The sequence below is a fragment of the Desulfuromusa kysingii genome (assembly GCF_900107645.1).
Taxonomy (GTDB): Bacteria; Desulfobacterota; Desulfuromonadia; order Desulfuromonadales; family Geopsychrobacteraceae; genus Desulfuromusa; species Desulfuromusa kysingii.
On record NZ_FNQN01000008.1, the window covers coordinates 159,382 to 177,211 of the forward strand.

Annotated in this window: 17 protein-coding genes and 1 pseudogene; 15 read left to right on the top strand and 3 right to left on the bottom strand. The window is 46.7% G+C overall.

Going from position 1 to position 17,830, the window contains the following annotated elements; genetic code table 11:
- Window positions 1–245 precede the first annotated feature (245 nt).
- The 14 genes from BLU87_RS13370 to gspN all read left to right on the top strand — a co-directional run bounded on the left by BLU87_RS13370 (window position 246) and on the right by gspN (window position 14,480).
- The gene (locus BLU87_RS13370) at window positions 246–1,895 is read left to right on the top strand and encodes an ExeA family protein (protein WP_175498396.1); all 1,650 of its coding nucleotides are present in this window, start codon (window positions 246–248) and stop codon (window positions 1,893–1,895) included.
- On the top strand, window positions 1,895–2,632 hold the full coding sequence (locus BLU87_RS13375; RefSeq protein ID WP_092349569.1) for a general secretion pathway protein GspB: 738 nt from the start codon (window positions 1,895–1,897) through the stop codon (window positions 2,630–2,632). Before BLU87_RS13370 ends, BLU87_RS13375 begins: the two co-directional genes overlap by 1 nt.
- Window positions 2,633–2,901: 269 nt before the next feature.
- Window positions 2,902–3,702 (top strand): hypothetical protein, encoded by an 801-nt coding sequence (locus BLU87_RS13380; RefSeq protein WP_092349572.1) that lies wholly within the window; start codon window positions 2,902–2,904, stop codon window positions 3,700–3,702.
- A gap of 9 nt (window positions 3,703–3,711) precedes the next feature.
- Window positions 3,712–5,724, top strand: coding sequence for a type II secretion system secretin GspD (gene gspD / locus BLU87_RS13385; protein ID WP_175498397.1), 2,013 nt, complete (start codon window positions 3,712–3,714; stop codon window positions 5,722–5,724).
- A gap of 78 nt (window positions 5,725–5,802) precedes the next feature.
- Window positions 5,803–7,506, top strand: coding sequence for a type II secretion system ATPase GspE (gspE, locus tag BLU87_RS13390; RefSeq protein WP_245706525.1), 1,704 nt, complete (start codon window positions 5,803–5,805; stop codon window positions 7,504–7,506).
- A 2-nt stretch (window positions 7,507–7,508) separates the two neighbouring features.
- Window positions 7,509–8,723, top strand: a complete 1,215-nt coding sequence (gspF, locus tag BLU87_RS13395) for a type II secretion system inner membrane protein GspF (RefSeq protein ID WP_092349578.1) — start codon at window positions 7,509–7,511, stop codon at window positions 8,721–8,723.
- Window positions 8,724–8,743: 20 nt separating this feature from the next.
- Entirely contained in the window at window positions 8,744–9,181 is a 438-nt protein-coding gene (gene gspG, locus BLU87_RS13400; protein WP_092349581.1) for a type II secretion system major pseudopilin GspG, read from the top strand.
- Window positions 9,153–9,671 carry a prepilin-type N-terminal cleavage/methylation domain-containing protein gene (locus BLU87_RS13405; RefSeq protein WP_092349584.1) on the top strand — a complete coding sequence of 173 codons (519 nt, stop codon included), beginning with the start codon at window positions 9,153–9,155 and terminating at the stop codon, window positions 9,669–9,671. The genes gspG and BLU87_RS13405 overlap by 29 nt, the downstream gene beginning before the upstream one ends.
- A 43-nt stretch (window positions 9,672–9,714) precedes the next feature.
- Window positions 9,715–10,116 carry a prepilin-type N-terminal cleavage/methylation domain-containing protein gene (locus BLU87_RS13410; RefSeq protein ID WP_092349587.1) on the top strand — a complete coding sequence of 134 codons (402 nt, stop codon included), beginning with the start codon at window positions 9,715–9,717 and terminating at the stop codon, window positions 10,114–10,116.
- Window positions 10,082–10,741: a prepilin-type N-terminal cleavage/methylation domain-containing protein gene (locus BLU87_RS13415; protein ID WP_175498398.1), complete on the top strand. Its 660-nt coding sequence runs from the start codon at window positions 10,082–10,084 to the stop codon at window positions 10,739–10,741. Before BLU87_RS13410 ends, BLU87_RS13415 begins: the two co-directional genes overlap by 35 nt.
- Window positions 10,741–11,700, top strand: a complete 960-nt coding sequence (gene gspK / locus BLU87_RS13420) for a type II secretion system minor pseudopilin GspK (protein WP_092349593.1) — start codon at window positions 10,741–10,743, stop codon at window positions 11,698–11,700. The genes BLU87_RS13415 and gspK overlap by 1 nt, the downstream gene beginning before the upstream one ends.
- A 5-nt stretch (window positions 11,701–11,705) precedes the next feature.
- The gene (gene gspL, locus BLU87_RS13425) at window positions 11,706–13,091 is read left to right on the top strand and encodes a type II secretion system protein GspL (protein WP_092349596.1); all 1,386 of its coding nucleotides are present in this window, start codon (window positions 11,706–11,708) and stop codon (window positions 13,089–13,091) included.
- Between the two features lie 13 nt (window positions 13,092–13,104).
- Window positions 13,105–13,638, top strand: a complete 534-nt coding sequence (gene gspM / locus BLU87_RS13430; protein WP_092349599.1) for a type II secretion system protein GspM — start codon at window positions 13,105–13,107, stop codon at window positions 13,636–13,638.
- A gap of 2 nt (window positions 13,639–13,640) precedes the next feature.
- Entirely contained in the window at window positions 13,641–14,480 is an 840-nt protein-coding gene (gspN, locus tag BLU87_RS13435) for a type II secretion system protein GspN (RefSeq protein WP_092349602.1), read from the top strand.
- 243 nt (window positions 14,481–14,723) lie between these two features.
- Here the strand turns inward: gspN and BLU87_RS13445 are convergent, their stop codons facing one another.
- From BLU87_RS13445 to BLU87_RS13455, 3 genes are all read right to left on the bottom strand, one after another.
- Window positions 14,724–15,140 (bottom strand): rhodanese-like domain-containing protein, encoded by a 417-nt coding sequence (locus BLU87_RS13445; RefSeq protein ID WP_092349608.1) that lies wholly within the window; start codon window positions 15,138–15,140, stop codon window positions 14,724–14,726.
- Window positions 15,141–15,525: 385 nt separating this feature from the next.
- Complete coding sequence (locus tag BLU87_RS13450) at window positions 15,526–16,104, bottom strand: HupE/UreJ family protein (protein ID WP_092349611.1); 579 nt, start codon at window positions 16,102–16,104, stop codon at window positions 15,526–15,528.
- Window positions 16,105–16,152: 48 nt separating this feature from the next.
- Window positions 16,153–17,430: a nickel pincer cofactor-dependent isomerase, group 22 gene (locus tag BLU87_RS13455; protein WP_175498399.1), complete on the bottom strand. Its 1,278-nt coding sequence runs from the start codon at window positions 17,428–17,430 to the stop codon at window positions 16,153–16,155.
- A 194-nt stretch (window positions 17,431–17,624) separates the two neighbouring features.
- On the opposite strand from BLU87_RS13455, the pseudogene BLU87_RS17460 reads away from it, so the two are divergent.
- Window positions 17,625–17,830: pseudogene (locus BLU87_RS17460) on the top strand (hypothetical protein); the annotation flags it as partial.

Consider the following 17,830-nt stretch of genomic DNA (forward strand, 5'->3'; position numbering starts at 1 on the left):
TTAATCGGCGAACTCCTTTATCATCATCGATGAAAGAAGGAACGATCGCTCTTTTATGTGCAATTGCTGAGCAAATTAACACCCCTACTTGTCGTTGTCAACGTTGGCACGCTATCCGTGTGGGTTTATTGTTGCGATTTAGAGGTTTTTTTTCCTCAAGACACAGGGTATGCTGACATCTTTTACGAACATCACGGATGAGCTCATGCTGCTCCCCATACACAGTTGAAAACTGGAGAACGCATTTGTACGCTGAATACTTCGGGCTCAATGAGAAACCTTTTTCAATCGCTCCAGATCCGCGCTACCTGTACATGAGCAAAAGTCATCAGGAGGCGTTGGCCTACCTCCTTTACGGGTTACAAACCGAAGGTGGATTTGTTCTCTTGACCGGTGAAATCGGCACTGGTAAGACCACCGTCTGCAAATCGATGTTTGAACAAGCACCCGATGAAATCAGCTTTGCCTTCATTATCAATCCTAAAGTCACAGCCCTGGAACTGTTGCAGACGATATGCGATGAATTACTCATCAAAAGAGCGGCAGAGGCGTCTAAAAAAGACCTGATTGACCTGATTAATCAGCACTTGTTGCAAGCCAATGAACAAGGCAAGAAGACAGTCATCGTTATCGATGAGGCCCAGAATCTAGCCACTGAGGTTCTGGAGCAGCTCCGTCTCCTGACCAACCTTGAAACCAGTCGCCATAAATTACTGCAAATTATTCTCCTTGGCCAACCGGAACTCAGAGATTTGATCCGCAAGCCTGAGTTGCGGCAGTTATCGCAACGGATCACCGCCCGGTATCATCTGGGTCCCCTCAACAGAGAAGATACTGCTATCTATATTTTGCACCGCATCAGTATCGCTGGCGGAGAGCGGGCTCTCTTCACTGATGGCGCCATCCAGCAAGTCTATAAAATAACAGGTGGCGTTCCCCGATTGATCAACTTGCTATGCGACCGAGCACTTCTCGGCGCATATACAGAGTTGCAGGATCGAGTGACTCCAGCGGTTGTCAAGCAGGCCAACAAAGAGACTTTTGACCTCCGCTTGAAAGGCGCTAAGGGACGCTGGCTGATTGCAGCGGGATTGTTCCTCGTTATCCTCGTTGTCAGCGCCCTCCTGAGCATGCAAATTTCTGAATCCCCGACACCAAAACTAGCAAGTGCAACAATCGAGGAGCAAAGCCCGGCAACAGAACCTGTGCTACCGGAACCATTGCCATCCGCACCCCCAATCGTTGAACCGCGGCAGGAGCCTCAACAACTCACCCTTCCAGCCCTGTGGCCGGAAAGTTTGGGCTTTGGAAATAGCTTTGATAACGCATTTAAAGATCTTGCGGCGTTGTGGCTGCTGGACTACTCTGATGTACAGAATGAGGCCTGTAATTTTGCTGCCAGCAACGGGCTCAGATGTCTTAAAAAGAGTGGTAGCCTCGAAAGTTTACAAAACCTGAATCGGCCTGCGATCTTGACCCTTTATGACAATGACGGATTGCCCTTCTATACCCTTCTGGCAACGGCGGATGGCGATGAAGCCTTATTTATTCTTGCTGGTCAGCAAATAGCACTGCAGACTGACGTCTTGGAAAATCGTTGGTTTGGAGAATATTTTCTCCTATGGCAACCCCCCGCCGGATATTCCGGGTTACTTTATCCGGGACAATCGTCACCGCTGATAAACTGGCTGGCATCTTCCCTCGCGCAGCAAGGGCTCTATCAACCAACAGGGACAGAGGAAAAACTGGAAGGAGCACTATTGGGAGCATTAAAACGTTATCAGTTTACTTCTGACCTGGTTCCTGATGGTGTTTTAGGAGCTCAAACCATCATCCAGATCAACCGCAGCAACAATATTCCGGGGCCGAGACTCTACAGCGGAGGTGTTGACTGATGTCTTATATCCTCAATGCGCTAAAAAAAGCCGAAAATAAAAGTTTTGAGGGGGAAAACTTAAAAGTTAAAAAACAGATTCTCATCTTGAAACGACAGACCCGAGGGGGAAAATTAAAAATCTTATTGCTGGTTTCTGGATTGTTGGGCACCCTGCTTCTGGGTGGCTGGTTAGGCTACATGCAGACAGGAAAAACGGCAAAACCTGAGGTCGCAACCAGAGCCCAACCGACGACAAACAATGATCTCATGACAACAACCGAAAAACGGCCCGCTACTGTGACAACGGCACTGACACATGCGCCGCAAAGACACGAAAATGTTCGGCCCGAACCGATGCAGCAAAACCACATCAACGACAGTGACAGTGTTGTCAGAAATACAGATATCGTCAATCCCCCTATTCCGGTCAGAGCAGTGCCAATGCCGAACCAGGCACGACCAGAAGAAGTAACGCAACCCGTGACAGTAGAAGAGCCCGCAATAGAGACTGAAACTAGCACCCAAAGCTATGCAGATATCCCCTTGAAGATCAAACAGCAACTGCCATCATTAAAAATATCGTTACACTTTTACAACTCAATCCCCGAGAAAAGATTGGTTCGCATCAATGGCAGAAATCTCCATGAAGGGGACAGAGTTGAGGCTGGGTTGACAGTTGAAGAGATCAAACCGACGGCAACTGTTTTGAATTATGATGGATACCTATTTGAGCTCAATGCGCCCGGCGGTTCGTGAGAGAAGAGAGATGGGATGGTTGAAATCACACAGGAAAACGGTCAAGCAAAAAATTAGTTATCTCCTAGTAATTTGATATGATAAGCTACCGCTTTTTTACCATGTACAGGCAGACGCTATCTGGCCAGAAAGAAACATCTTTTTTCTGGATTAGAAGATAAAAAGGTACAGGCAAAATGCTTACATTTTACCAAAAATACTATATCCATATTAACTTGCTCCTTGTCGTTATTTTAGGGCTTTGCTGTGGCTTACTCGCTGGAGCATGGATGGATAAAAGCCTCAACTGGACACAAAGTCACTCTCAAGATGCGGTCTCGTCACAGCTGACAAAGGTCAAAGCATTTGCAGCAACGGACCTTAATCTGATCCTACAGCGCAACCTGTTTGACCCCTCAAGCCGTTCTAACTCTGCCACCATTGATCTGGGGATAGATGAAAACGTACCTCGTGAATCAGCGACGAGCAGCCGGAGGACGACTGGAACGAAGCGAATTTTACTGGGTACGGTCGGTGCCGGTGAAGACTCATTGGCGTTAATGCAGTCAGAGGGCGAATTCACCATCTTTCATCTCGGCGATGAACTGCCAGACGGTGGCATCATCGAAAATATTTTCAGAAATTACATCCAGATCCGAGAGCGTGACAAGAGCTTGACGGATGTGCTGGTCGCTGAAGACACCAAGACTAGTACCGGACGCGCGATCGCGGGAAAAGTCCCGGCAACCAGCGGGATAGAGAAGATTGACGAAACCCATTGGGTCATCCCGAAACGAACTGCAGACGCCACCCGGGAGAATCTCTCTGCCGAATTGCGTCTGGCACAAATGCAGCCACGGATCACAAATGGCAAAACCGATGGTTTTATCGTGCGCAGACTTAAACGTACGTCTATTTTGAACAAGTTGGGATTGAAGCGCGGCGATGTCGTCCTGAATATTAACAACATCCCCTTAGATGGTCCTGAGTCCGGGCTACAAATTTTTCAGCAACTTCGGGAGGCAAGGCAGATCAGTCTGGCTGTCGAACGCAAGGGCGAAGCAATGACCTTTTCTTACGAGTTGAATTAGGAGATTTCCTTGAGAATCCACAATATTCTAATCTTGTTGGCGGCACTGACCTGCCTGTTTGTCACCCCTGTCCTCATTGACACCCATGCTGCGACTCCGCCGGATGATCGTATTTCATTGGATATCAAGGATATCGAAATAACAGAGTTAATCAAAACCATCAGTGAACTGACTGGGAAGAACTTTCTTTTCGATGAGAGCGTCAAGGGCAAGGTCACCATTGTCACTCCCGAAGTTATGACTCTGGATGAAATTTATCAACTTTTCCTCACGGTTCTTAATGTCAAAGGCTACACCCTTATCCCCTCAGGAAAAGTGAATAAAATTGTTTCAGTCAAAAATGCTCGGCAGGAGAACCTCCCCTTACGTTATTCAAGTGCGGGCTCCAACTCGGAACAGTTCATTACCCGCCTGGTGCGACTCGACTATCTTGATGTCGATACAGTCGCAAACTCGGTGCTGGCGCCATTAATGCCAGCGACGGGGAACATCATTGCCTATCCAAAAACCAACACCCTGATTCTGACTGAGAGCGCCGCCACCATTGAGCGGCTGGTGAAAATCCTCAAGCAACTGGATCAACCCGATCTCGCCGGCGACATGGTCTCTTTCCAACTCAAGTATGCCGACGCAACTGAAGTGGCACAAATCTGTACCGAGATTCTGGCGGAAAAAGCCACTTCAACCAGGTCATCCAAGAAGAGTAATCTGTCTATATCAGCGGGAACCAGCAGCAAGATCATCCCCTATACTCGGACAAACTCACTCATCGTGCTGGCAGATGAAGAAAGTCTGGAGCGGATTAAAAACCTGCTACCCTTGCTGGATCGTGAACTTTCTGAAGAGAAATCCAACATCAACATCTATAGCCTTGAAAATGCGGATGCGGAGACTCTGGCAGAAACCCTGAACCAGATTTTAAGCGGGATCAAAGCAGAAACAACGACGAAAGCTGCAGGAACAAAAAACAATACGACTCCACTTTCCTCTACTCCGGTCTCAATTACAGCCGATACACCGACAAATTCGCTCATCATTAACGCCCAATATGCCGACTACAATGTCATCAAGAACATCATCAAAGGTCTCGACATCAAGAGAAAGCAAGTGTATGTCGAAGCCTTGATTCTTGAAATTTCCATGGATGCAACGCGCGAACTTGGGGCCTCGCTTTCCGGCGCAGTTGATCTTGGTAATGATAGCCTGCTCTTAGGCACCAGTAATCTCAATAGTGGATCAACATCTTTAAGTGACCTCTCCAGTTCCAGTGACAGCAGCCTTCTCTCCAGCGCCATTGACGGCCTTTTACTGGGTGGACTGTTCAATCCAATCACGGTCACAGGCACCGATGGTGAGGATTTTTATGTTCCCGCCATTTCGGCTTTGATAGACATTTCAGAGAATAATGATGATGTCAATATCCTTTCAGCACCACGACTTTTAACCTCAAATAACAAAGAAGCGACTATTGTCGTTGGTGCCAATGTTCCTATTATTACCGAAATTTTAACCGATAGTAGCAGTCTATCCCAGTCTGTTTCAGTGGAGCGACAGGATGTCGCATTAACCCTGCGCTTCACCCCACAGATTATCGAGGACAATCTGGTTAAACTCGATATTTTTCAAGAGATAACCGGGCTGATTTCAACAAGTGATGAGCTTGGTCCGACGCTGAGCAAACGACAAATCCAAAACACCATTCTCGCACAAAGCAATCACACGGTTGTTCTTGGCGGACTCATTGGCACGGACTCACAGGAAACCGTATCAAAAGTTCCAATTCTCGGAGACATTCCCGGCTTAGGCTGGTTATTTAAACACACAAACAGAACTGACCAAAAAACCAATTTATTGATTTTTATCACTCCGTCAATTATCAACAGTCAACAGGATCTGGTGAAAATAACCACAAAAAACAAGATCGCAGCACAGAAGTTTATCCCTGAAGACATGCAGGAATCGTTCTCTGAACAAATTTCAGAAGGGGATAAAACTGAGATAAAAAGCCTCCCCAGCGAGTGATTATTGCCAGAGTTACGAAAGACAATAAATCCATTTGAAAGCAACGAACGAGGAGGATAACAGGAGTGGAGTTCAGGTTTGATAAATAATAATTGGCAGCAATTGGGAGAAATATTACGGCAAGACTTCTCCGTTGCGGATGCAGATATTGAGACAGCACTGAACGATCAAGAGCAGAATGGTTTGCGTCTGGGAGAAATCTTGGTCAGCAGAAAAGTCATCACCGACGCGATCCTTGCGCAAGCACTGGCCACTCAGCTTGACCTTCCTTTTTATAAAGAATTGCCTGCACAATCAGGGTTGGAAAACCTGCTTGCGCTCATCCCCATTGGCTATGCCAAAGACAAGAGGTTCTACCCGATCAAACGGACAGAAGAGGGTCTTCTGGTTGCGTTGTCTGACCCCCTTGATTCGACCTTACTCAACGACCTAGGGACATTAACCGGGGAAGCTGTAGAGCCATGCCTGGCGTCGGCGACTGAAATACTCAAAGCCATAAACAAGAGTTACGAAGGCAAGGTTGGTGAATCCAACAACGTGATTGAAGAAATTGAAGGTGACCGCTCGACAGATCTGGTGCAGGATTTTGAACCGGAAGATCTGCTGGACACCACTGATGAGGCGCCTATTATCCGCTTTGTCAATAGCTTGATTACCCAGGGCTATAAAGAACGTGCCAGTGATATTCATATTGAACCGTTTGAAAATGAGTTAATGATCCGCTACCGGGTTGACGGCATCCTTTACAATATCCACAACCCCCCTTTTAAAGCTCACGCCGGGATTGTTTCCCGGATCAAGATCATGTCGCAGCTGAATATCGCGGAGAAGCGTCTGCCCCAAGATGGCCGCCTTAGAGTTCGGATTGCAGGTCAGGATATTGATGTCAGGGTTTCAACCCTGCCGACCGCATTTGGTGAACGGGTGGTGCTTCGGTTACTGGACAAATCGTCCAGCGTTCTGTCTCTGGAAGAGATTGGTCTGAAAGAGAAGCAGTTGCAGCGGGTCGAGCATATGATCAACAAATCTCATGGGGTTTTTCTGGTAACAGGACCAACGGGTTCAGGGAAAACTACCACCCTCTATTCGGTGCTCACCCGGCTGGATCGACTGGAGAAAAATATCATTACTGTCGAAGATCCGATTGAGTATCAACTCTCGGGTGTCGGCCAACTTCAGGTAAACTCTAAGATCGATCTCACCTTTGCCAATGGTCTCAGATCGATATTACGGCAGGATCCTGATATTATCATGGTCGGAGAAATCCGAGATCAGGAAACCGCTGAAATTGTTATCCAATCGGCGCTGACCGGACATATGGTATTTTCAACCCTGCATACCAATGACGCCGCAGGAGCGCTGACTCGCTTGGTCGAGATGGGAGTCGAACCGTTCCTGGCAGCGTCCAGTATCGTCGGCGTCATGGCTCAGCGATTAGTGCGCAGAATCTGTCCTCACTGTCGTGAAGAAATTGTTCCCCCTGCTGAACTGTTGGATGAGTTAAGAGATGAAGGTTTACCCAACAATCCTGTATTCTTCAGTGGTCGCGGTTGCGAACGTTGCATGCAAATCGGCTATTGGGGACGCACAGGGATTTACGAACTCATGGAGATGGATGACGACGTACGGGATCTGCTGTTAAAGAACAAAGATGCCGCAAGTATCCGCAAAATGGCGAAACAAAAAGGGATGCAGACTCTCCGTTCAGCGGGTCTGGCAAAAGCCTTACAAGGCGAGACAACGCTTGAAGAGGTGCTTCGTGTAACCCAAGAGGAGAACTGACCTTGCCTTTTTTTGAGTATTCAGGATTTGATACAAAAGGTCGCAAAGTCTCGGGTAAAGCCGATGGGAGCGGGCGTAAAGCCGTTGTGAAGAAACTCTCACAACAGGGGATCTACATTACCAATCTCAGTGAGTTAGCTGAATCATCGTCATCGGGATGGTTTAAGTCCTTCGGTTTCAAGCGCAAAATTTCTTCGGCAGATTTAGCAGCAATGACACGCCAGTTGGGAACCCTCTTAAGTGCGGGGATCTCTCTTGATGAAACCTTACTAACTCTCGGTGAGCAAACGGAACACGCCATCGTTGGCAATACCCTGATGGCGATCCGGGAAAAAATTCTTCAGGGGTCATCCCTGCACGAGGCGATGAGCGGACATCAACAGGTCTTCCCCAATCTTTATATCAACATGATTCAGGTCGGTGAAAGCAGCGGAACGTTGGACCAGGTAACCCTCCAGCTTGCAGACTTTCTGGACGAACAGGCACGCATCAAGTCCCGTATCCAGGCCGCTACCGCCTATCCTATTTTGATGGTTCTGGTCGGCTCCGGGGTATTGGCGTTTCTTTTTGTCTTCGTGGTTCCCAAGATCACTCTAATGCTGACTGAAATGGACCGTGCCCTGCCATGGCCGACGCAACTGCTGATCTCTTTAAGCGAAGGGGTTAAGAGTTGGTGGATGGCTTTCGTTGTTATTATCATTGCCGCAGTCATTGCACTGAAACGTTATCGCAATACCCCGGCAGGAAAAACTAAAACCGATAGCATCCTGCTGAAGATCCCGATCTTCGGTCGCCTGAACCTGTTGATCGCAACCGCTTGGTTTTCCCGTACCCTCGGCACCCTGTTACAAAGCGGAGTGCCACTTTTGAAGGCCCTTGATATTTCCAAGGGGCTGTTACGCAATAGTGTTCTGAGTCATGCGATCGATGATGCTCGTCGTCAGGTTCAGGAGGGCGGCTCGCTGGCAAAAAGCCTCAAGGAATCGGGAGTTTTCCCGCCGATGGTCGCACAAATGACCGCTGCCGGTGAAAAAAGCGGACAACTCGAACCGATGCTCACCCGCTTGGCAGATACGTACGATCATCAAACTGATTTATCGATAACCAGCCTCCTTTCCCTTCTGGAACCAATTTTGATTCTGGTCATGGGGGGAGTGGTTGGATTTGTTGTTCTGGCGATACTGCTTCCGCTTTTTGAAGCAAGCCAAGGATTCTAAACCACAGTAAAGGAACTTCAATGAAAAAGAGATGCAGAAATAATCAAGGTTTTACGCTGATTGAAATTATGGTCGTTGTTGTCATTCTGGGGATATTGGCCTCCATTGTCGTGCCAAAACTCCTCGACCGTCCTGACCAGGCAAGGGTCACCAAGGCTCAGCTCGATATTAAAGGGTTGGAGGAATCATTGGGGATGTTCAAACTCGATAATGGTTTTTACCCAACCACAGATCAAGGCCTCAGCGCCCTCGTCACGATCCCGGACAGCGGCCGGATTCCATCCAAGTATCCCGAAGGTGGTTATCTGAAAAAAATCCCTAAGGATCCATGGGAAGGCGATTACCTTTACCTGTCACCTGGGGCACATAGCAAAGATTACGATCTAATTTCGTACGGTGCCGATGGGGAACCGGGGGGCGAAGGGATTGATGCTGATATCAATAGCTGGGAGCTCTAAAAAGGCGTCTGGGTTCACCCTGCTGGAGTTGACCATCGTCCTTTTTTTGATGGGACTGTTTTCCGTCATTGTCATTCCCCAATTTTCTCATATCGGGGAAGGCGAGTTACATCACTCTGCCAGAAGATTGTCATGGACGATTAAATACTTGTTCAATGAGGCAGCCCTCTCATCGCAGGAACATCGTATCATCTACAATCTGAGTGACAACACTTACCGGAGTGCGGTTCTAGAGACAGATGGGAACCTCTTTAGTGTAGAAAGGATTCCAGAAGATATACAGCTAGAGCAGAATATCGAGTTTATGGATATGACCATCTCAGGGCGAGGCACTTTCAGTCAGGGTGAAGTGACGGTAAGGATATTGCCTTCGGGATGGATAGAGGCAAGCACGATCCACCTGAGGAGTGCAGACAAGCAGACTCTGACGGTAGTGGTTAACCCATTGACGGGGCATTGTGAAACGTTTGATGGCTACCGGGAATTCTGACTTTGCCCGACAGTTGAACCAGACCTTGCAGTGAAAGAGACTTATGGCGTTACGATCCGCTTATATTAACAATAGGTCCAGAAGCAACAGCGCAGCGGGGTTTACTCTGCTTGAAGTGATGATCGCCATTGCCATCATCAGTATTGCGCTGATTTCCCTTCAGGCGCTTAATATTCGGACCATTGCAATCCATGAGCGCTTACAGCGGATTACCCAGGCAACCCTGTTGGCTCAGCATAAATTGAGCGAAGTGGAATCTCTCGCAGATGGAATAGCTCTACAGGATGAAGACCAAGGAGTCTTTGAGGAACCATTCGAGCAATATAAATGGCAAACCAGCTTCACCGACACACCATTGGATTCGGTACGGATGGTGACGGTTGACGTGACATGGGGAGATGGAGAGAAAAATGAGTCGGTATCCATTGATTCCTTCATTTTCTGATAGATCGCTCTGGGAACAGGCCAAAGGCTTTACACTGGTTGAGGTTCTGGTTGCCATCAGTATTTTTACGATTGCGATCACATCAATATACGGGGTCTTCACCTCCATCAGCGCGTCAAAAGACAAGCTCGACCTCAACAGTGAGACCTACCATCTAGCGCGTGTTGTCCTGGACAGAATCGGTCGTGAAGTGCACGGCATTTATGACCATAGCAGTGACGATGCCGCGGTCCTGGAAGGCGGTTTCAACGATAAAGGTCTGGTCTATCTTGAGCTCAGCACCACGGCGACAGTGTCTACAAATATTGAGGGAAAGGGATTTGCCTCTGTCCGTTATGAGTTAGTGGAAGATACTGAGAGCACAGATGGGAGCTATGTTATCATGCGTACAGAGGAACCGCTGTTAACAGATATAAATCTGGACAATTTTCCAGCGATGCGGATGGCAACCGGAATTAAAAGTTTAACTGTGCGTTATTTTTCTGAAAGCACCTGGTCAGATAAGTGGGATCAAAGTCTGCAAGGCTTCCCGGATATGCTGGAAGTCATGATCACCGCATATGACAAAGAGGGTGAAGAGATCCCGTTTTTGACGGCATTCAAGCTCCCGGTGAACGGTTCTTGATGATGAAAAGCAAAAACCAGGAACAGGGGATGGCCTTACTTCTCGTTTTAATTATTGTCACCTTGCTGACTGCAATTATGATGGAACTCTCCTATTCCACATTAATTGAGCAGCGATTAACGGAAACGTTTCGAGACAGTACCAGAGCCTACTCTCTCGCCCGTGGCGGCATCACGGCCGGGCAAACGTTGATTACGTCAGATAACAACGCCTATGATGCACCCTCTGAATCCTGGGGCAGTGGGATTTCCAGCTATCCCGTTGGAGAAGGTTTTATCTCGCTGGCAATAGAAGATTTAGGTGGAAAAATTGCTATCAACACATTGGTGGTCGGCAACAATCCACAAACGGTTGCGGTCGATCGCTTCTACCGCTTGCTGGCTGCACTTGAGGTTGAGGATCCAGGCGAATTAACCGCAGCCGTTATTGACTGGCTGGACTCTGGAGACACTCCGTATCAGCAAATCCAGACGGATGATCTGGAGTTGACAGTCTCTGGAGCTGAAAACATTTATTACCAAAGTCTGGCAACGCCCTATACGTGTAAAAATGGGTCTATGGATTCACTTGAAGAGCTGTTACTGGTCAAAGGTTTTACGCCAGAAGTTTTTAAGCTTGTTAGCCCATATTTATCCGCAGATGGTATCGAACTGGTCAATATCAATACTGCTGAGGCTCCAGTGCTGATGTCTCTTAGTGCTGACATGAGTGAGCAGACCATAGAACTTATTATTGATAGTCGAGGCAACAGCCCGATCACCACGATTAGCGCATTGCAGACTCTGCTGGGGGAAGATCAGTTCAGTTTGATAAAAACCTTAGCCAATCAAGGTCTTCTTGGAACCACAAGCAGTTTTTATAAAATTACCGCGGAAGCCTATATCAACGACGGAAGATGTGCTCTTGAAACTCTGTTCGACAAAAGCAGCAAATCCTTGTCTTACATAAGGACAATCTGAATACGATGAAAAAACGATTTCTTGGCTTAGACATTGGAAGCACCAACTGTTATTTGACTCTCTTAGAGTACGATAAAAATGAATTGAAATCCGTTCGTTTTTTTAGCAGTCAGGGTAATGAATTAGAAGATCAACTGGCAGAACTATATGCCCATGTGGGTCGTCATCTTGGTATCAGCGATCGAATCGCTGCCGCTTTACCAGCAAAAACAGCCTATGTTCGCAAGCTGGAGCTCCCCTTTCGCGACAGCAAAAAAATCATGGCGGCGGTCCCCTTCTCGTTGAGTTCACAGATACCTGTCTCGATTGACGACTGCCTCACCAGTACGATCATCAACAGCAAATCAGCCAAGGGGTTATCTCAGGTAACGGCAGCCGCAATTCCCAGAGATACCGTAGAAAAGGTTCTCAATTCTGCAGCTGAAGCTGAAATACCTCTACATATCCTCGACCTACCACCATTTTCGTTGCTGCCGCTGGTAGCACAAAGCACCCAAGAAGCGATCCTGATTACCATCAACTCTCAGGAGACTCTTATCAGCTTCATCCACGCTGGACAGTTGCAGGATTATCAACTGTTACCAAAACCGATACAGCCAGCAGTAAAAGGGGATATTCAAAGTATTTCCCGGGCGATCAAGACCCTTGCAGCTCATGACAAAGAGATGAACCTGCCAGTGCTTATCGTTGGTGACGGCGACATTGAAACGTTAGCAACCAACCTGAAAGATATCGGCTATGATGCAAAAGAACTGGCCCTGAATCTGGCTGGTGAAATTGTTCCACCAGCCTACTTTCACGCCACTTCACTCGCCTTTCGTGCCTCTGGAGCAAAAGAGCAGAAGTCATTTAACTTCCGCAGTGGCCAATATGCCCTGAAAGGGGAATGGCAAAAACTTAAGCGCGCATTGTGGCTGACTGCCAGTCTCACTATCATCAGTGCCTTGATTGTCGCAACCACGGCGGTTATTCAATATCGGACCAGAGCAAACCGACTGAACAGTCTCCAACAAGAGATGACTCAACTGTTCCAACAGACCTTTTCAGCAAAAACCGCGATTGTAGATATCCCTCTACAAATGAAAAGCAGTATCAGAGAGCTTCGCGAAAAAATGTCATTTATCGGCGGCTCTAAGTCACAAATTTTACCGCTGCTGAAGCTCCTTTCTGATGCCACGACAAACATCGCATTCGAAGTCGAAGAACTGACCATCGGATCTGGTGAGGTCAAGGTCAGTGGTAGTGCTCCCTCTTTTGATGCGATCAATAAAGTCACCGAAGAATTAGAGAAATCGCCCCAGATTCAAAGCGCTCAAGTCGCTGAAGCACAGATGGCACTCAAAGGCGAAAAAATCAACTTCCGCCTTACTTTGAACCTTGTCCCAAACTAACTAGGATAACAACGTGCTCAATCGTATTGATCAACTGGAAAAGCGTGAGAAAATCTATCTACTTGTCGGGATAGTTGTCATTCTTGCAACCATCCTCTTTTATGGGATCTATCAGCCTTATCATGAACGCTTAATGCTGCTCGATAAAAAGATCGCCAGCAAACAATCTCAACTGCTGGAAGTCAAAGATCTACAGGTGGAGTATCAAGCACTGCAAAAACAACTGGAATACACGCAAAAGTCCATGAGCAGCAGTGGTTCAATGTCACCATTAGCTAAAATGGAAGAGCTTGCGTCCAATGTTGTCGGTCGGGAAAATTTAAGTTACATCCGCCCGCAGCCATCACAGGTACAAGGAGAGATCCGGATTGATAACCTCGATATAAAGCTCGAGAAGTTATCCCTCGAGCAGATGTTACAGTTACTCTGGAAGATTGAGGCCCCAGAAAGCCAGATGCAGATTAAAACTTTTCGCAGCAAGAAAAGATTTGATAACGCCTCAGAAGTCGATCTGACGATGACAATCTCTGTCTATGGTAAGAACTGAACATGAAATATTCCGTATCAATGCTATTCAATAAATCGAAAATAACTCTAGCTACACTTATACTGTTTTCTCTGGGGTTGTTTGCAGGAATTATTTTCTCTTTCCCGGAAGCCAAGGTTAAACAGATAATTATCTCTACACTGGAAACGCAGGGCCAGTTGTCTGTGACCCAAGGGGACATCAACATCTCTTTATTCGGAATTGATGCGGCCAATGTCCAAATTCAACCGGATAATCCTCTTCTGCCAACGATTCCGATTCAATCGCTAACCATAACCCCACGTTGGCTCTCTTTGTTGTCAAAAAATCCCGGTGGACATCTGGATATGCGATTGCTTTCCGGAACCATGACAGCAGATATGTTTCGTGATGGATCCTTAAATCTGGACGCATCTCAACTTAATCTCGCCCCTTTGTCTCTTACCGATCAAACGTTGATAATCTCCGGTCAACTAACGGAGATGTCCCTATCAAGCGTAGTGCCATTACAGAAAAATTCTGCCAGTCTCATCCGTTTGACTCTCAAGGATATCAATGTCGCCAGAAATAGTGACTTAAAATTAGCAATCAATCTTGGCGATATTGTCATCAACGGTTCAGGCCGTGGTCACGCGTTCAAGATCACCTCTCTTCAGGCCAGCGAAGGAGATTTATCCATTTCAGGACGTGGAAACATTCTTTTGGGACGGGATATCAACACCACGAAAATCAATATGAAATTGGAGATTCGCCCACAGGAAAGCGCTGATCCCATGATTGTAGAACTACTACAGTTAGGCTCACGAAAGACAGCCAACGGCAGCTATGAATTAACCCTCTCAGGTTCTCTTGCTGATTTGTGATGCAAGCAAAGATCGTGGGAATGGCAGAACTAAAGAAGCAGGTGTCAGTGGTCTTGGAGTCAACCTGCCAGAGAATGAAAGTTTAAAAAAACAGAGGGTTGTCGCCTCCCCTCTTTACCGCATGGATCATCTCCTTCATACGTTCAACATCATCAGGAAGTCCGCTGTGTAGACACAGCAGAACTTCCCCATGAAACCGCAGGTGACCAATGAAACCTGCGATTTCATGGGAAATAAAAACGCTTAATCCAACAATTCAGGATATGGCCAACCGGCTTGCCCTTTTTCTAAAATATAGACCCGATCTTCAGCAACACCCGATTTCAGAAGCAAATCATATGCCCGTTTAGCACCGCCACCACCCCGAGGACAAACAACAACAGCGAGATCATTGTTGCTGAGGAGAGGGGTGATAACTGGTGTCATTTTATTCCGATCAGCATCACTTTTAACAGGATAAGCGTAGGTCGCCTGAGCACCGATAATATGATGTTGGTTAAATTCATCTTCGACCTGAATATCAACCAGTGTCATCGGCGTTTTTGCAGCAATGTTTTGTTTGACTTCAGCAGCAGTCATGTACTGATAGGCAAAAGCTGAAACCGACGTGGCGAGAGTTAACAACAGAACCATAGTGGCCATTTGAAGCATTTTTTGCATCTTAAACTCCTGGAATTAATAGTGGTTTTAATATGTCGTGACATCCTCAATGCTCATAAATAGAGGATTGGCCAAGGCAAGTCAAACAGGTTATTTAGATAACAAAGTGTATTTGGATTGGAAAATCAAATAATATGGTCGGCGGTTAATACCGTTACTGAAACAACTTTAGTCACTCCCCGTCCGTGCTCAATCAATCCATTTTTACGTGGTTTTCTGACACAAAAAACCCAAAGTTAAGAATAATTAGCCACAGAAGTAAGTAAACTCAAAATACCAGCTCTCTCTGAAAAACGGGTAATGATACTTGAAATTAATACATTATAAATGGGAGGCCCCCGCGTGATCCTTTAAATAGGGGCCTTGGAATGCAGTGCTAAACCATCTATATGAAGGCTAAATAGAGACCACTGAGCGCAACGACACCACCGGCAAATCGTGTGGCTGTTTGTAGATTAGCTTTTTGCATGAGTCCCCCGATCCCCATACCAGTAACATGGAGGATTGCAGTAGCCAAAGCAAAACCAATAGCGTACGAACCGGCGCCCAGAGCAACTGGCATCTCGGCACCATGAGCATGACCGTGGAGCAGCGCAAAAAAACCGACAATTATAGAACTATAAAGTAGAGGAAATCGAAAAGCCCCCGCGATTAAAACACCAAAAATAAGAATTGAAACCAGAATCCCCTCTTCAATGAAAGGCACAGAAACACCTGAAAAACCAAGCACTCCACCCAACAGCATAACAGCAACAAAGGTACTGGGAACAACCCATAGACTACGACCACCCATTTGTACCGCCCACAATCCGACAGCAATCATTGCCAGCAGATGATCCACACCACCGATGGGGTGATTAAATCCATAAATAAAACCTGTTGCCTCACCAGCACCAGTATGCGCTAAAACCAAGCTGGGGAGGACAAGCAATAATAAAAGTGTTTTCCCTATTAAGTGTTGCATCGAGCTTCTCCTAAAATACAAATAAGTCATCGAGATGAGAGGACATCGTTAATGGAAATCCAACTGCAGATCGCCCTTATCATCGAAAGGAACCGGGATTGGTTGGCCAATTTTTTTGACGCTGGCAGATGCGGCTTCATCAAGCAAATTCGTCGATATATAGAAGGTCTTCATATTCTTTGTGCTTTCGATGATCGCCAGCCTGACATTTTTTTCGTCCATAATGTTTGCTGTTTTTATCGCCGCCTGAATAACCTGTCTATCGTTCTTCAAAGTCATCGGGATCTTTACACTGACAACTGTTGTTGCCGTAAGGGCATTGGGATAGGTCTGCGCAAGATCAATCTTTTTATACATCTTCTCGGTAATAAAATCGGCTAGACCAACACCGTTGGCGTTCCCCTTGCTCTTGTCTGCTAAATCGAGGATGGCTAATTTGCTCACTTTTATATCGCCGGTGAAAAATTCATTATTGAATCGACCGGTCACATTGGAGTCCATTCCCGTGCCGCTGATGTTCTTACCAATTTCTTTGACGATGAGTACGTCAAGTTGCTGCATAAATAACTTGGGCAAGTAGCTATTTGCTGTCATCAGCAATTGTTTTTCCTTCTCAATAATCTCATCACTCTCCAGAATCTCTATAGCAGCAATTTGACCATAGCCGTTCTCTACAATAGCGACACCAAAAAGGATATTTTTTTTCGCGAGGACAGCCTTCCCTGCAGCTTCAATAATGCCGGGCATGGTACTAAATCCGGTCTTATGATAGGCCTGCGCACCCTGTTGCTTACCGAGACCAATGGCCATCATCTTCATCAACCCACTCTCATAAGGTCCTCGAAAAGACGTATGCGCCTTAACCCGATTGATAAGCACGATGCCATCGGCGCCATCAGCGTGCTGATCAAGAAAAACCGGTCGACCATCGGCGATGTTGCCGAGTTGAACAACGTCCATAGACGCCCGTATCTCTGCACCCATGGTCTCTTCAGTAATCCCCAGAGTTTCCAGAACTTTTCTCTGCCCTGGAGCCGTCGCTCCACCATGGCTTCCCATAGCAGGGACAATAAAGGGACAGGTTGATTTTTGCTTGAGCTGATCAATAATGATTTTGGTAATGGTGTCGATCGAGCAGATGCCACGACTGCCTGCCGTGACTGCGACAGTCTGCCCAGACTTCAGTTTCTGGTATCCAGCCGATTTTTCTAACTTCTTTAAAATCTCACCATGGATATCGGTTATGTGTTCCGCGCATAGCTCTTGATTGACTTTTACAACCTCAGGGACAGGAATATCCTTGAGTAAATAATCCATGTTGTCCATTGTTGCGCTCCCTTCGTTAGACATCAGTTAGACTATCGCATCAACTCCGGAAAAACCAGTATGATGGAGGGAAAAATGGCTCTACCTCAAAGAAGGGGGATAAAAAGATCCTGACCTGAAAAAAGGCATACCAAAGAATTATGGTATGCCCCATAAATTGATCAAATTTCCAACCAAAGAAAGGAGATCAATCTATGGAAAGATTATTAACAGGATTAGTCGATTTTTCAATCAAAAAGGTCATCAGCGTCAGGCCTGCTCGATTGGAAGTTGTTTACAACAGAGAAACCTGTTGTCCCCAATGCGGGAGTTTGAGAAAAAGAATCAAGGCGAGTTTCTGGCGAAAGATTAACAGCACCCCACAGCAGGGGCACCCTGTTACCTTGCTTGTTTATTGCCA